The organism is Capnocytophaga sp. oral taxon 412 str. F0487 (genome assembly GCF_000271925.1).
GTDB lineage: Bacteria > Bacteroidota > Bacteroidia > Flavobacteriales > Flavobacteriaceae > Capnocytophaga > Capnocytophaga ochracea.
Genome location: NZ_AJZR01000062.1, coordinates 13,972 through 27,478, shown reverse-complemented (window position 1 = coordinate 27,478; position 13,507 = coordinate 13,972). Strand labels below are relative to the sequence as shown.

Annotated in this window: 16 protein-coding genes; 12 read left to right on the top strand and 4 right to left on the bottom strand. The window is 40.7% G+C overall.

What is annotated here, in order from left to right:
* Positions 1-97: 97 nt before the first annotated feature.
* The 3 genes from HMPREF1321_RS11040 to HMPREF1321_RS11030 all read left to right on the top strand — a co-directional run bounded on the left by HMPREF1321_RS11040 (position 98) and on the right by HMPREF1321_RS11030 (position 2,441).
* On the top strand, positions 98-667 hold the full coding sequence (locus HMPREF1321_RS11040) for a hypothetical protein (protein ID WP_009422645.1): 570 nt from the start codon (positions 98-100) through the stop codon (positions 665-667).
* A 207-nt stretch (positions 668-874) separates the two neighbouring features.
* Entirely contained in the window at positions 875-1,219 is a 345-nt protein-coding gene (locus tag HMPREF1321_RS11035; protein WP_002666814.1) for a YciI family protein, read from the top strand.
* Position 1,220: 1 nt separating this feature from the next.
* Positions 1,221-2,441, top strand: coding sequence for an RNA polymerase sigma factor (locus tag HMPREF1321_RS11030; RefSeq protein WP_009422659.1), 1,221 nt, complete (start codon positions 1,221-1,223; stop codon positions 2,439-2,441).
* A gap of 242 nt (positions 2,442-2,683) precedes the next feature.
* Here HMPREF1321_RS11030 and HMPREF1321_RS11025 read toward each other — a convergent pair whose 3' ends face one another.
* Positions 2,684-3,487 carry an AraC family transcriptional regulator gene (locus HMPREF1321_RS11025; protein ID WP_232205459.1) on the bottom strand — a complete coding sequence of 268 codons (804 nt, stop codon included), beginning with the start codon at positions 3,485-3,487 and terminating at the stop codon, positions 2,684-2,686.
* A gap of 114 nt (positions 3,488-3,601) precedes the next feature.
* Between HMPREF1321_RS11025 and HMPREF1321_RS11270 the strand changes: the two genes are divergently transcribed.
* The 9 genes from HMPREF1321_RS11270 to HMPREF1321_RS10980 all read left to right on the top strand — a co-directional run bounded on the left by HMPREF1321_RS11270 (position 3,602) and on the right by HMPREF1321_RS10980 (position 11,483).
* Positions 3,602-4,468 (top strand): alpha/beta hydrolase, encoded by an 867-nt coding sequence (locus HMPREF1321_RS11270; protein ID WP_009422660.1) that lies wholly within the window; start codon positions 3,602-3,604, stop codon positions 4,466-4,468.
* Positions 4,428-5,417, top strand: coding sequence for an alpha/beta hydrolase (locus HMPREF1321_RS11015; RefSeq protein WP_009422681.1), 990 nt, complete (start codon positions 4,428-4,430; stop codon positions 5,415-5,417). Before HMPREF1321_RS11270 ends, HMPREF1321_RS11015 begins: the two co-directional genes overlap by 41 nt.
* Positions 5,418-5,530: 113 nt before the next feature.
* Complete coding sequence (locus HMPREF1321_RS11010) at positions 5,531-6,505, top strand: alpha/beta hydrolase (RefSeq protein WP_009422683.1); 975 nt, start codon at positions 5,531-5,533, stop codon at positions 6,503-6,505.
* A gap of 40 nt (positions 6,506-6,545) precedes the next feature.
* Positions 6,546-7,103 carry a flavodoxin family protein gene (locus HMPREF1321_RS11005; RefSeq protein ID WP_009422687.1) on the top strand — a complete coding sequence of 186 codons (558 nt, stop codon included), beginning with the start codon at positions 6,546-6,548 and terminating at the stop codon, positions 7,101-7,103.
* Between the two features lie 40 nt (positions 7,104-7,143).
* Positions 7,144-8,127, top strand: coding sequence for an alpha/beta hydrolase (locus HMPREF1321_RS11000; RefSeq protein ID WP_009422646.1), 984 nt, complete (start codon positions 7,144-7,146; stop codon positions 8,125-8,127).
* 4 nt (positions 8,128-8,131) lie between these two features.
* Positions 8,132-9,235, top strand: a complete 1,104-nt coding sequence (locus HMPREF1321_RS10995) for an alpha/beta hydrolase (protein WP_009422662.1) — start codon at positions 8,132-8,134, stop codon at positions 9,233-9,235.
* 6 nt (positions 9,236-9,241) lie between these two features.
* Complete coding sequence (locus tag HMPREF1321_RS10990; RefSeq protein ID WP_009422641.1) at positions 9,242-10,078, top strand: carboxymuconolactone decarboxylase family protein; 837 nt, start codon at positions 9,242-9,244, stop codon at positions 10,076-10,078.
* 8 nt (positions 10,079-10,086) lie between these two features.
* Entirely contained in the window at positions 10,087-10,929 is an 843-nt protein-coding gene (locus HMPREF1321_RS10985) for an aldo/keto reductase (protein ID WP_009422685.1), read from the top strand.
* A gap of 131 nt (positions 10,930-11,060) precedes the next feature.
* Entirely contained in the window at positions 11,061-11,483 is a 423-nt protein-coding gene (locus HMPREF1321_RS10980) for an organic hydroperoxide resistance protein (protein WP_009417696.1), read from the top strand.
* An 84-nt stretch (positions 11,484-11,567) separates the two neighbouring features.
* Here HMPREF1321_RS10980 and HMPREF1321_RS10975 read toward each other — a convergent pair whose 3' ends face one another.
* The 3 genes from HMPREF1321_RS10975 to HMPREF1321_RS10965 form a co-directional block, all read right to left on the bottom strand.
* On the bottom strand, positions 11,568-11,987 hold the full coding sequence (locus HMPREF1321_RS10975; protein WP_009422672.1) for a hypothetical protein: 420 nt from the start codon (positions 11,985-11,987) through the stop codon (positions 11,568-11,570).
* Between the two features lie 75 nt (positions 11,988-12,062).
* Complete coding sequence (locus HMPREF1321_RS10970) at positions 12,063-13,142, bottom strand: winged helix DNA-binding domain-containing protein (RefSeq protein ID WP_009422652.1); 1,080 nt, start codon at positions 13,140-13,142, stop codon at positions 12,063-12,065.
* Positions 13,142-13,474 (bottom strand): MerR family transcriptional regulator, encoded by a 333-nt coding sequence (locus HMPREF1321_RS10965; RefSeq protein WP_009422686.1) that lies wholly within the window; start codon positions 13,472-13,474, stop codon positions 13,142-13,144. Before HMPREF1321_RS10965 ends, HMPREF1321_RS10970 begins: the two co-directional genes overlap by 1 nt.
* Between the last annotated feature and the right edge of the window lie 33 nt (positions 13,475-13,507).

Here is a 13,507-nt window from a genome sequence, read left to right as displayed (position 1 = left end):
TTAAACCGGAGAGCAGATGGACATATTTGCTAATTCAGTAAATGTTTTATAATTTTGCAGTACTAATTAACAAAAGGACAAATTAACTAATAGACCTATGGCAAAAATAAAAGACAACTTAGCAATGCAAGGCATCTCGGGGAAACTCGGCAACCAAGTAGTATACCGCAGAGTAGGCGATAAGATTATTGTTGTTGCAAAACCCCGCCGAAAGCCTACTACTCACCCTACTCTCATCTCGCAAAATAACCGATTTAGGCTCGCTAGCACCTATGCCAAAAACGCTTTGCAAGACCCTATTCTGAAAGACTTATATACAGCAGAAGCTAAACGACGTGGTGTTATCAACGCTTATAATATGGCAGTATCTGATTATCTTAAAGCTCCTGAAATCAGTCACATCAATGCCGAAGCCTATACAGGTACTCAAAAAGGAGAGCTTATAGCTATTGAAGTAAGTGATAATTTTAAGGTTGTTCAGGTGAAAGTAACGATATCGCACGGTGAGGAAACCGTTGAAGAAGGCAATGCCATACTTACCGCTGACATTTGGCAATACGCTACTACTGCCCTGAACCCTACTCTTTCAGGTAGTAAGATAGTAGTTACAGCCCTCGATAGACCCAATAATAGAGTTACCAAAGAGAAATTTTTAGGTAAAAGATAAGGATTGAAAATTAGCAAATTAGGAAATTAGGAAATTAGAGAATTAGGGAATTAGAGAATTAGAAAATGAGAAAATGAAATCCCGTATACAAACAGCCTGTGTGGCTCGCACCACGGAGAGTTTTCCGAATTTGCTAATTATTACTATCTTTGTCCCCATAGAGGAAATTCAATCGTTATAGGGGTATAATATTAAATTTAAAAATGTATGAAAGATTTTGTATTAATTTTTCGTTTGAACAACATCGCTGATTTCAAACCTACTCCCGAGCAAATGCAAGAACGTATGAACTGGCTTGCAGGTATCGCTTCACAAAACAAATTAGCCGACAAAGGCAATACCCTTTTGCCTATCGCTGGCAGTGCCAAAACTATCAAAGCCGATAAGGTTGTAACCGATGGACCTTTTACCGAAATTAAAGAGTTTATCAGTGGCTATGTGGTAGTAAAAGCTGAAAACATTGATGAAGCAGTGGAAATGGCTAAAGCCAACCCTATTTTTGAACAAGTAGGTGGCAGTATTGAAGTGCGTGAAGTGCTAAAAAGAGATTAAAATGCCTCACTCACAACTTTTATCCGATTTGTTTCGAAAAGAATACGCTAAAATGGTGGCAGTCTTATGTCGCCATTTTGGCTTTTCTCATTTGGAGATTGCTGAAGATATTGCGAGTGATACTTTCTTAAAAGCCTATGAATTGTGGGAAACAGAGCCCTTACCTCCCAACCCTACTGCGTGGCTTTACACCGTCGCCAAAAACAAAGCTAAAGACTATGAAAAACACGTAGCTATATTTGAAGATAAAGTAAAAAAGGCACTTACACCTACTGAAAAAAGCGAAGAACTTACCTTTGAAACCTCTGAAATAAACGACAGTCAGTTAGAAATGCTCTTCAATATCTGCGATCCTTCTATTTCTGTAGAGTCTCAAATAAGTTTGGCTTTGCAAATACTCTGTGGTTTTACAGTAGAAGAGATTGCCAATGCCCTACTCACCCATACCGAAACTATAAAAAAACGACTTCTTAGAGCTAAAAGCAAACTCAGAGAGCATCATTTTCAAATCAAAACCGTAAGCCCAGCCGATATACAAGCCCGATTAGAAACTGTACTGCGCTGTTTGTACTTATTTTTCAATGAAGGCTATTTTTCCGAAACTAACAATCAGTTTATACGAAAGGAGTTCTGCAAAGAAGCCTTACGTCTTACGCTCTTACTTGCCGAGCACCCTCAAACTGATACACCACAAGTGAATGCTCTTTTATCGCTGATGTGTTTCCAAAGTTCCAGACTTGAAGCTCGTATCAATACCACAGGTGAAAACACCCTTTATGAACAACAAGATAAAAGCAAATGGGACAAAGAACTCATACACAGAGGCAACTATTACTTAGTAAAAGCCTGCGAAGACTCTCAAATCTCTAAATATCACTTAGAAGCTGGTATTGCCTATTGGCATACTACCCCTACCGATGAAAATAAGTGGGAGTATATTCTCCGCCTATATAACCAACTCATTATCATTGAATATTCTTCTGTAATAGCCTTAAACAGGACTTTTGCTTACGGCAAGGTGTACGGCAAAGAAAAAGCTATTGTAGAAGCTGAAAAATTAGGACTACAAGACAATCGTTACTACCACGAGTTATTAGGATATTTGTATACTGATATCAATAACCAAAAAGCAATTGCTCACTACCAAAAAGCGATTGCTCTTTCTAAATCGGCTAACGAGCGAGCTACACTGCAAAAACAGATAGAACAATTAGTGAAATAAGATTTAAAGAACTCAAAATGCACACCTTTGGGGATTACTCAAAAAAGAGGGAAAATGAAACGGTGTCAAATTATCACCAGTTAAAATTAGATGCCACTGATGGTAAAATGCGACTTACTGATGTAGCTGATACAAAAGCTAAAGACTACCTTAAAATTGAGGAGTCGTAGCACGATACATAATAAATAAACTCCCCGTGATGCAAACAGCCTATGTGGCTCGTATCGCGGGGAGTTTTATTATTACTGATAAAATTCACTCGGACTTACCCCTAAATGTTGTTGTACAAAGCGAGAAAAATAGGCGGTAGAAGAAAAACCAAAAAGGTCGGTGAGCTCGGTGATAGAGTGTGTTTTTTGTTGCAACAGTTTTCGTATATGTATGGTAGTAAATCGGTTAATCCAAAAGAGGGCATTGCGACCACTCACCTGTTTGCATACTTCCGATAGATGCTTAGGCGAGACAAAGAGCTTATCGGCATAATAGCCCACTTCGCGATGTTGCACATACTCTTCTTGTTCTAACAATGCCATAAAACGCACCATAAGATCGTTGTCCTGAAAGGTTATTTTCTGCTTCCCAAACAGCGAGGTATGAATATCAAAATAATCTAAAATAAGCATTTGCACCGCACTGTGTAGCACTTCCTCTTGAAAAGCGTGAGTGGTATCGGTCAGTCGGCGTTTTATTTGCTCGAAATCGTATTGCAATTGGGCAAACTGCTTTTCGGTGAGGGGCATAATAGGATTAGCAAATAGTGCCAACGCCCCTCGTATGCCGTAATTGCTACGCGGAGTACAGTATTCGGCATATTCAGGGGTTAGGTAGATACAAGTAGCTTGCAAGTAGGGCGAGGGCACAACGGCCTCTATAAACTGCTGATAAGGAATAATCATCGTTTGTCCAGCTTCAAGCGCAAAATTTTCTCCGTTATACTTAAAAACATAACTACCCGCCTCGCATAGCACGTGGGCTATACAATGTCGCAACTCCTCACTACCTAAGCGGTGAAGGCTGTCTTCAATAATGATATTTTCGTTACTCATACTCATAATGCGACAAAGATAGAAAAATTTGTAAAAACTACCGACTTTTGTGTAACAATCTGTTCAAAATACCGCCGTACCTTTGCACCGTCAAACAATAAAAATTAAAAGAATATGAATTTGCCTATCCTTATCTTGATGAGTATTACACTTTTTTCTTGCTCTAAAACAGAAGGTAACCCCACTGTTACCAATACCCCCGAACCTATACAAACTAACAGTAATGGAAGCACTGTGCTACACGACCAAGTAATAAAAAGCAAAATAGTAGGCAGAGATATGTATTACACGGTTTATCTACCAGCTGGTTACAGCAATGAGAAAACATACCCTGTACTATACCTATTGCACGGCTATGGTGGCAACCAAAACGATTGGTTTGTGTACGATAAACTCCAAGAACAAGCCGATAAGGCTATTGCCGATGGCATTATGCCCGAAGCAGTTATCATCACCCCCGATGGCAATACGTGGATGTATTTAGACAATGTAGCAGGACGCTCTATTCGCTACGAAAGCTACTTTTTTCAAGAGTTTCTTCCACAAGTAGAAAAACGTTTTCATATCAAAGGGGAACGCCAAAGCCGAATGATAGGAGGCTTCTCGATGGGAGGCTATGGAGCCCTATATTATGGCATTACCCATCGTGATATGTTTAGCTATATCTATGCAATGAGTGCTGTTATCGAAGGCTATGGTGTACGCAATATTTATGAGGTGATACAGCAATATCCACAAAACGAATTGCCTCCTGTCACCCTTGAATTGGGCACACGTGACTTCTTTACGCGTGAAAACCAACGCCTCCATCAGCAACTCACTGCTGCAAATTACCCTCACGATTATATCTTACGTGAAGGTGGACACGATTGGGAATTCTGGAGTGCTTGCACCCCTAAAATACTTAAAAAATTTGGAGAAACTATAAAAAATAAGCCTTATGAAAAATCTCATATCACCACTAATTCTCTTAACTCTTAGCTTTACAAGCTGTGCTCAAAATAAAGACCTTATGCCTAACAATCCTCAAGCTTCGACAACTACAAGCGAACACCTTACAGTTGCGCATACCGTACAAGACCTCATCTATCATAAAGCCTTTACAGGCTATGGCGAACTGCTTTTGCCCTTTGATGAGAATAGCAACTACTACACCCTACCGCTTTCACAAATAGCCCATACTATGCCCTACCACAGCAATGTGCACCCCAATGTAGTACTCAACGCTGTAAACCATCTTATTGATGAAGTGGATAAAGGGCAAACTATCTTCTATAACATTTATACTGACAATGAGAAAAAACAAGATCCTCGCAAGCAAAACACAGGACTCTTCTTTTTTCGTGGCAAACAAGGGGCTCCGTTTGCTATAATATGCCCTGGAGGTGGTTTCTCATACATAGGTTCTTTGCACGAAGGCTTTCCTCTGGCTAAACGCATTAGCGAACTGGGTTACAATGCCTTTGTGATACGCTACCGCATTGGCAGTGAGCAGTACGCCACCGAAGATTTAGCCCAAGCTATCGCTTATGTACTGCAAAATTCTAAAACGTTAGGCGTCTCAACAGAAGATTATTCTCTTTGGGGAGGCTCGGCAGGCGCACGTATGGTGGGCAATATTGCCTACTATGGAGTTAAGAAATTTACTAACGCCCACTTACCCCAACCTGCTACTGCTGTGATTATCTATACAGGACAAAGTCTTTACAGCAAAGATTTTCCACCTACTTTTCTCGCAGTAGCTTCTAATGATGGCATTGCCTCTGCTGATGGTATGCAACATCGCGCCGAGAACCTCAAACGTGTAGGTGTACCCGTAGCCTTTCATCGCTACCAAACTGCTTCGCACGGATTTGGTTTAGGCAATGGCACCGATGCTGAAGGTTGGTTAGATTTGGCTGTAGCGTTCTGGCAACAATACATAAAATAAGAACTTAGAAAAATTTGTAAAAACTACCGACTTTTGTATAACAATCCTTTGGCAAATCCGCTGTATCTTTGCCTTGTAATTAGTTAATGAACAAATAATAAAAACATATAGAAATGAAAAAGACAATAAACCTTTTAACTCTTACGACTATTATGAACCTATCAGCACAACAAATGCACCCCGTACAATACACCCGCAATGATGGTATTAGCATTGCAGCTAATGTCTATACACCTGCGGGATATGACAAAACTAAAAAATATCCTGCTATAGTGGTAGCCCACCCTAACGGTGGCGTAAAAGAACAAGTCGCAGGTTTGTATGCCGAGCTTTTGGCAAAGCAAGGTTATATTGTGATAGTTCCCGATGCTGCTTATCAAGGAGCAAGTGGAGGTACCCCTCGTAATGTAGATACTCCTTCCAGCCGTACTGCCGACCTTCACGCTGCTGCCGATTTTATTAGCACCTATGCAGGGGTAGATGCCAATCGTATCGGGATACTCGGTATCTGTGGCGGAGGAGGATATACACTCAATGCAGCAAAAACAGATAAGCGATTTAAAGCTGTAGCAACATTGAGTATGTTCAACACAGGATTGGTGCGCCGTAATGGTTTTAAAAACTCGCAAGTAGCTACTATCCAACAACGACTTAAAGAGGCTTCTGAAGCCCGCGAAGAAGAAGCTCGTGGTGGTGAAGTGCGTTATGTGGGCAATATGCCTAAAATGAGCAAAGAAGAGGTTGCTAAAATGCCTTTTGAACTCTATCGCGAAGGTTATGAATATTATCTCGAAACCCACGCCCACCCAAACAGCACCTTCCGTTACACCCAAAGCAGTCTTCTGGACTTGATGCGCTTTGATGCTACCGACCAAATAGAGCTTATCAACCAACCGCTCTTAATGCTTGCCGGTAGTAAAGCCGACACTCGTGATATGACCGAAGATGCCTTTGCTAAAGCCGTCAATGCACAACCTAAAGAACTCTATCTGCTTGAAGGAGCTACCCATATCCAAACCTATTGGAAAGAACCCTATGTAACCCAAGCAGTAAAGAAACTCACAGAGTTTTTTAAAAAGAATTTGTAATAAATAATTAATCAGTCGTCAAGAATACTGACGAAAAAAGATGAATAAAAGCAAATTATTAACACTTGCACTTGCTTTTTTTACTTTAATAGGAACGGCAAGTTGCCAAAACAAAGACAAAGAAATGAACAACAAGAAGAATACCCAAAAGATTCTTTTTATCAACGGAAGCCCAAACCCTAACGGCAATACGGCTCAGTTAGCACAAACATTACTCAGAGGAAAAACATACGAAACACTTAATCTAGTGGAGTATAGAGTCAATCATTACGGACAGACTCTCTCGGGCGACCAATTCGATGAAGTATTGACGAAAATTAGAAATGCCGATATCATTGTGCTTGGGTCTCCTGTATATTGGCACAATATAAGTAGCATCGTACGCACCTTGTTAGAGCGTTTTTACGGGACTATTGCCCCAAATTCGTTTGCTCCTCGTAAACTCTTTTTTTTATATCAAGGTTCAAGTCCTTCCGAGTTTATGATTAATGACGGAGAATACACTATAAAACGTTTTTGTGAAATGTATGGTTTTAGCTATGAAGGAATGGCTAACAATCAATCACAAGCACAAAAACTCTCCGAAAAACTGAAATAATTAAAAGTATTTGTATATCTGTCATCAAAAAAATACAATTATGAAAAAGAATAATTCTTTTAAAAGTGTTTTAACTCCGATATGTTTATCTTTGGTAAGCATAGGGGCATTGGCACAAGAAAATGAGGTTATAGCTCAACCTCCTACCGAAATGGTAAACATTACTCCCGTAGTATTCAAAAACCAGACTTCTGGTTTTCAATTAGCAGGAGTGATTTATACCCCTATAAAAATGAAGAAAAGCGACCATCTACCTGCGGTAGTAGTACAAGGACCTATGGGAAGTACCAAAGAACAAACCGCCAGTCTTTACGCACAACTTTTAGCTGAAAAAGGGTTTGTTACAATGGTGTATGATTATTCTTATTTTGGTTCTAGTGAAGGACAACCTCGCGCTTATGAAGACCCTACTATAAAAGCTACCGACATCAATAGCGCAGTAGCTTTTATAACGAAATACCCCAATGTGGATAAAAACAAAATCTTTGCTGTAGGCATCTGTGGTTCAGGAGTGTATTTACCTTACGCTGTTACTTTGGCTAAATCGTCTCCATTGAAAGCTATTGCAGTAGTCAATCCTTTTGAAATGATCCACTTTGTCGCTCCTAATGGTAAGAGTGAAGCACAACTGCTATCCGAAAAGAAACTGTATGAAGAAAAAGGTATTGTTACACGTGTAAATCTCATCGAAGAAGGTTCTGAAGGAGCTGAGTATTACTACAACAGCAAACGAGGAGCTGCTCCTAATTGGTTGCCATTTGCGTCTTGGTCTGAGCTTTCTTGGCGCAAATTCTTTCCTGCCGAAGAAGTAAAAAAACTACATACACCTTTCTTGGTAATAGCAGGCGAAAACGCTTTCACTCGTCAAGGAGCAGAATTGATGTATAACAATGCCGCTACTAATAGTAAGGAATTTTTTGTAGTTCCTAAGGCTCGACATTTCGATATGTACGACAAAGAAGCCTATCTATCAGTTATCATTCCTAAAATCATTACATTTTTTAATCAATATTCTAAACAATAGCAAAATGAAAAGAATTTTTATAACCCTCGCCACAGCGATTGCCTTAGTAGGCTGCAACTGCAACCAAGAATGCAAGACAGCTTCTCAAAATGAAAGTGAAAGCGCTGTGCTTGCTATTAAAGAACAAGGTTTTTTCACCGCAGGAGGTACTGTGCTGAGAACCGATGGCACTTTCGACCCCATTAAAGGTCAGTACAACCCCGCCGGACAAACGCTTCACGCCGATTATGCCAATATCTTCTACCAAGTACCTCAGCCTTACAACCATCACCGCGTGTACTTCCTGCATGGTTTCGGTCAGTCGCGTGTGGGCTGGATGAACACCCCCGATGGGCGCGAAGGGTTTGCCCCTATGTTCCTCCGCAAAGGCTATGCTACTTACCTTATCGACCAACCTCGCCGTGGGGCAGCAGGGCAACCCTCAGTAGAAGCTACAGTAACCACCCCTACTTTAGACCAAGCGTGGTTTACCCAATTCCGTATGGGATATTATCCTAAACTTTTCAGCAATTCTAAATTCCCCCAAGGAGAAGAAACGCTACATCAGTTTTTCCAACAAATGACTCCTAACATAGGTGAGTTTGATATTCCAAAAGTAACGGAGGCTTTAGTCGCTACTTTCGAGAAAGGAGGTGACGGTATCTTTATCACGCACTCACAAGGTGGCATTATCGGTTGGAATGTTGCGATGCAAACCCCAAAAGTAACAGCTGTTGTAGCCATTGAGCCAGGCACTTTCCCATTCCCCGAAGGTGAAGTTCCTACGATTACCAAAGAAAATACTTCTTTCCCTGTAGGAGGTTTTGGTGTACCTAAAGAACAGTTTCTCACCCTCACTAAGCGACCTATCGTTATCTATTTTGGTGACAATATTCCTGATTTCGATAAGACTGCCGAGCTACCCGCTCAAAACTTCTGGAGTGGTGTACGCGAATTGGCTTACAAATTTGCCGAAGTGATCAATGCCAACGGAGGTGACTGCAAAGTTATCGATTTGCCTAAGGCAGGCATCACTGGCAACACCCACTTTATGTTTCAAGACCTCAATAACCAAGAAGTTTTTGAACATATCTACAAATGGTTAGAAAGTAAGAAATTAGCAAATTAAAATTGTATGAAAAAAATTATTATCTTTGCAATGGTACTCTTAACAGTAGCGATGAGTGCCCAAGTAAAACAACAAAATACAATGAAAAAAGAAGCTAAAAAACAAACTGCTGGACGAGACCGCCTCGGCGATTTTGCACCTAAATTCGCTGAACTCAATGATGATGTTCTTTTTGGGCAAGTGTGGAGTCGTGAAGGGGAACTTTCTCCTCGTGATCGCAGTATGGTAACCATCGCTACCCTAATAGGGAGTGGAGCGCCTGATTTTACTATTAAGTCGCACCTTACCGAGGGCAAGAAAAACGGCATCAGCAAAGACGAAATAGCCGAGATGATTACCCATATTGCCTTTTATGCAGGCTGGCCTAAGGCGTGGAGTGCTTTCCTTGCTGCTAAGGAAGTCTATGCTAGTGAAATAGCTGCCGACCTTAGCAAAGGCAGTGCAGGATATATCTTTGCCCTTGGCGAGCCTAATTCCCCCGAAAATAGCAAGCACTTTTCTGGTAAAAGCTATTTGAATGTATTGGTTGCCCCCGATAAGAAAAACAACATATTGGTTGCTAATGTTACTTTTGAGCCCTCTTGTCGTAACGATTGGCACGTGCATAGTGCCGAACAAATACTCTTGGCTACCGAAGGGACAGGTTGGTATCAAGAGTGGGGCAAGCCTGCCCAACTGCTGCAAAAAGGCGATGTGGTAGTAGTGCCTGCAGGGGTAAAACACTGGCACGGAGCTACCGCTCAAAGTTGGTTTGCTCATTTGGCTATAATGGATGTGCAAAAAGCTAAAACCGAATGGAAAGAACCTGTAAGTGAAAAAGAATATACTCAATTAACAAAATAAGAATTGCAATGAAAAATATTCAATTAAACAACGGGGTACAAATGCCCCTATTGGGTTATGGAGTATTCCAAGTAGACCCAAAAGAATGTGAGCGTTGCGTAAGCGATGCTATTTCGGTAGGCTACCGAATGATTGACACTGCCCAAATCTACAAAAATGAAGAGGGCGTAGGCAATGCTATTAAGAAAAGTGGTATCGACCGTAAAAAGTTCTTTATCGTTACCAAAGTGTGGATAAGCAATGCAGGCTATGAAAAAGCTAAAGCCTCTATCGAAACCTCTTTGCGCAAACTCCAAACCGATTATATTGATTTGCTACTCGTTCACCAACCTTTTGGCGATTATTACGGCTCTTATCGCGCTATGGAAGAAGCCTACAAAGAAGGCAAAGTGCGCGCTATTGGGGTGAGCAACTTCTATGCCGATAGATACCTCGATTTGGCATACCACGTTGAGATAAAACCCGCTGTAAACCAAATGGAAACACACGTATTCTACCAACAGCAAGACCTCCAAGAGCTAATGAAGAAATACGATACCAAGCTAATGTCGTGGGGACCTTTTGCTGAAGGTAGAAACGATTTCTTTGCCAATCCTACGCTCAATGCCATTGGTGAAAAGTATCACAAAAGTGCTGCCCAAGTAGCCTTGCGCTATCTCTTGCAACGCGATATTATTTGTATTCCTAAGTCGGTGCGTAAAGAGCGTATGGAACAGAACTTCAATGTATTTGACTTCCAACTATCCCAAGAGGATATGGAAAAAATTCAAGCTCTTGATACCAAGCAACCGCTCTTCTCTTCTCGCCGAGATCCTGCTTTTGTAGAGATGATACTACAATATGGTAATTAGGTCGTAGCACGAATCGTAGCACGATAAGCAATAAAAAAACTCCCCGTGTGAAGAATACCCCTAAGTGAGGAATAGCTCGAAACACTTAGGACATTAGTAAACAAATTATTAATCATAAATAAAAAAGACAGATGACAGCAATGTACACAGCAGTGGCCACCGCAACAGGTGGTCGCAACAGAAAAGTAACTTCTGACAATGGCGTATTAAGCCTAGAAATACGTTCTCCTAAAGCCTTAGGCGGAGCTAACGACGATTATACCAATCCTGAGCAGATTTTTGCCGCTGGCTATGCTGCTTGTTTCGACAGCGCACTGAATTTGGTTATTAGACAAACTAAAATAACCACTGGTGAGACCGCTGTAACAGCACACGTATCTATTGGAAAGCTGAACAACGGCGGTTTTATTTTCGGCGTAACCTTACAAGTGAATATACCTAATGTGTCGCTTGAACAAGCTAAGGAACTTGTAGCAAAAGCCGACCAAGTTTGTCCGTATTCTAACTCTACTCGTGGGAATATAGAAGTAACCTTTGAAGTAAGTAATAATTAGGTCGTAGCACGACAAGCAATAAATAAAAATCCTTGTGTGGTATATACCATACAAGGATTTTTTAATAAAACATCTAACTTGCATCTATTTGCTAAATTCTACTTCAGCATTTAGTTTAGTTATCTTTTCTTGCAATTTAGTGATGTCTTTTTGCAACTTCTCAATACGGCGATTACTTTTGGCTAAATTCTTGTTAGCCTTACTAGCTTTGCGCAATGCCTTTTGAGCTTTGTTCGCTTTTTTAGCACTTGCCGAAGCCGAGTTGGCATCACTAAAAGCATCCGTACGATTGGTAGCTTCTTCATTAGCTTGTGTAGCCTCAGTTTGCAACGACTGATTATTGGTTTGCTCTTGAGTGAGTTTCATTTGCAATTCGTTGAGCTCAGAATTGAGTTTTAAGGCTTGCTGTTGATTTTCTAAGCGTTTCATCTCTGGTGATTTAGCTGTACCACAGCTCGCTAGCATAAAGGAAGCTAACACTCCCATTAAAAGTACTTTTTTCATAATTATATTATTAATATTTTAATGCTGCAAAGGTAATATATAATTAACAAATGAGCAAATTTTTTAAGTAGAAAATTAGTTATCTTTTTTACAAAACCTTACAAGTTGCTCAGTAGCCTCTTGCAAGTTACTCTTCCTTACTTTGGTTTTCTCAGTAAAAAGGTCGGTAGTTAGGTTAGTTGCTTGTTTATCAATACTCGCTTTCCAATTGCCTACAACTCTGCCTTCGTGCAGAATAACCGGTTTGAATATACCAAACTTATTGTGTGCCTTTGCTTCGTGCTTTTTGTCGAGAGCTACCCAACGGCTTTTATAGCCTATCAGATACTCATCGTACGGCGGAAGTAAATGCATTGTTTTTGTGTAATTAGTAGCCTCAAAGTTATTGCGATACAGATACATTGGAGTACTTTCTACCAAAACTTCTTCTAATTCAGAGGCAATCCCCTCAATAGCTTTTTTACATTGCATTTTAGGCAATCCCGACCACCACGTGAAATCCTCTAACGAGGCAGGCGAATGACTCCTGAAATACTTCTGTGCCAGTCGTTTCGAAGCTTCATCAAGGGTAATAACAGTTGTTGTGGGCACTCTTTCCGACAATAGAGCCCAAGTAGCTTCCTTGCCTTGCATCACCCCCGAACACAAAAGTCCTTCAATCTCAGCACGCAATAATAAGGGGTTGAGCAGTTTGTCATTGGGTAAAAGCCCCAAAGCTGTGAGTCTGTTAGCAATAGCTTTTTTAGACAATGACTTACCACCAACGAACAATTCACGTAGAGCGTGGGTTACCTCCTCAAAGTAATTTTGGGCAAACGCTGTACTGATACTCTTTTGCCAAGATTGCAAAGTACTCAGGTTGCGTTCCTTGCATAAAAGAAGTAACCAGCCTATATCCGTTTTGCTCACCACTTGCACCGTACAGCGCAAAAGATGAAGACGTAAAAGTTCAGCCTTAGCAAAAGCCTCTTGGAGTTGAGCCAATTGCGGGACACTCTGCCGTATACCTATCGCCCAACGGAAATAATTATAATCCTGTGCCTGCATAGCTCCTTGCCACGCTACAATATCCTCAGTTTTTTCATATCGAGGAGAAAGCAACTGCTGATGCAAGAGTCTCAGCGCAATAGCTTCTTGTTTACTTATTGTTCTCATCAACTCACCTGCTTATTAACTAATTGATTCATCTTGGTGAGCGTTTCCTCTATCATCGCCATACGCTTCTTTACTTTCTCTACCGAAGCATCTAACGTGTACCCCTCATCAAGGAGTTCTTTGATGAGGAGTATTTTTTTGATATTAAGGTAATCATATCGGCGGTTTTTTCCTTCCTCTTCTGTCAAACTGCTGATAATTCCTTTCTCTTCCCAATAGCGTATTTGTCGGGTAGGGATACCAGTGATTTGTGATACTTCCCCTATGCCCACTACCAATTTCCGCAGAAAATCAAAGTCTAACAAGAGTTCTTTTTGTACTTCTTTTGCCATAGATTGTAAATAAATTACGAAATAAGTTGCAAA

Excerpts from the sequence above, each read along its gene's own strand:
- HMPREF1321_RS10970 (WP_009422652.1), bottom strand. The coding sequence starts at position 13,142 with ATGAGAACAATAAGTAAACAAGAAGCTATTGCGCTGAGACTCTTGCAT.
- HMPREF1321_RS10985 (WP_009422685.1), top strand. The coding sequence starts at position 10,087 with ATGAAAAATATTCAATTAAACAACGGGGTACAAATGCCCCTATTGGGT.
- HMPREF1321_RS11010 (WP_009422683.1), top strand. The coding sequence starts at position 5,531 with ATGAAAAAGACAATAAACCTTTTAACTCTTACGACTATTATGAACCTA.
- HMPREF1321_RS10965 (WP_009422686.1), bottom strand. The coding sequence starts at position 13,474 with ATGGCAAAAGAAGTACAAAAAGAACTCTTGTTAGACTTTGATTTTCTG.
- HMPREF1321_RS11005 (WP_009422687.1), top strand. The coding sequence starts at position 6,546 with ATGAATAAAAGCAAATTATTAACACTTGCACTTGCTTTTTTTACTTTA.
- HMPREF1321_RS11040 (WP_009422645.1), top strand. The coding sequence starts at position 98 with ATGGCAAAAATAAAAGACAACTTAGCAATGCAAGGCATCTCGGGGAAA.
- HMPREF1321_RS10995 (WP_009422662.1), top strand. The coding sequence starts at position 8,132 with ATGAAAAGAATTTTTATAACCCTCGCCACAGCGATTGCCTTAGTAGGC.
- HMPREF1321_RS11035 (WP_002666814.1), top strand. The coding sequence starts at position 875 with ATGAAAGATTTTGTATTAATTTTTCGTTTGAACAACATCGCTGATTTC.
- HMPREF1321_RS10980 (WP_009417696.1), top strand. The coding sequence starts at position 11,061 with ATGACAGCAATGTACACAGCAGTGGCCACCGCAACAGGTGGTCGCAAC.
- HMPREF1321_RS11025 (WP_232205459.1), bottom strand. The coding sequence starts at position 3,487 with ATGAGTAACGAAAATATCATTATTGAAGACAGCCTTCACCGCTTAGGT.
- HMPREF1321_RS10975 (WP_009422672.1), bottom strand. The coding sequence starts at position 11,987 with ATGAAAAAAGTACTTTTAATGGGAGTGTTAGCTTCCTTTATGCTAGCG.
- HMPREF1321_RS10990 (WP_009422641.1), top strand. The coding sequence starts at position 9,242 with ATGAAAAAAATTATTATCTTTGCAATGGTACTCTTAACAGTAGCGATG.
- HMPREF1321_RS11030 (WP_009422659.1), top strand. The coding sequence starts at position 1,221 with ATGCCTCACTCACAACTTTTATCCGATTTGTTTCGAAAAGAATACGCT.
- HMPREF1321_RS11015 (WP_009422681.1), top strand. The coding sequence starts at position 4,428 with ATGAAAAATCTCATATCACCACTAATTCTCTTAACTCTTAGCTTTACA.
- HMPREF1321_RS11000 (WP_009422646.1), top strand. The coding sequence starts at position 7,144 with ATGAAAAAGAATAATTCTTTTAAAAGTGTTTTAACTCCGATATGTTTA.
- HMPREF1321_RS11270 (WP_009422660.1), top strand. The coding sequence starts at position 3,602 with ATGAATTTGCCTATCCTTATCTTGATGAGTATTACACTTTTTTCTTGC.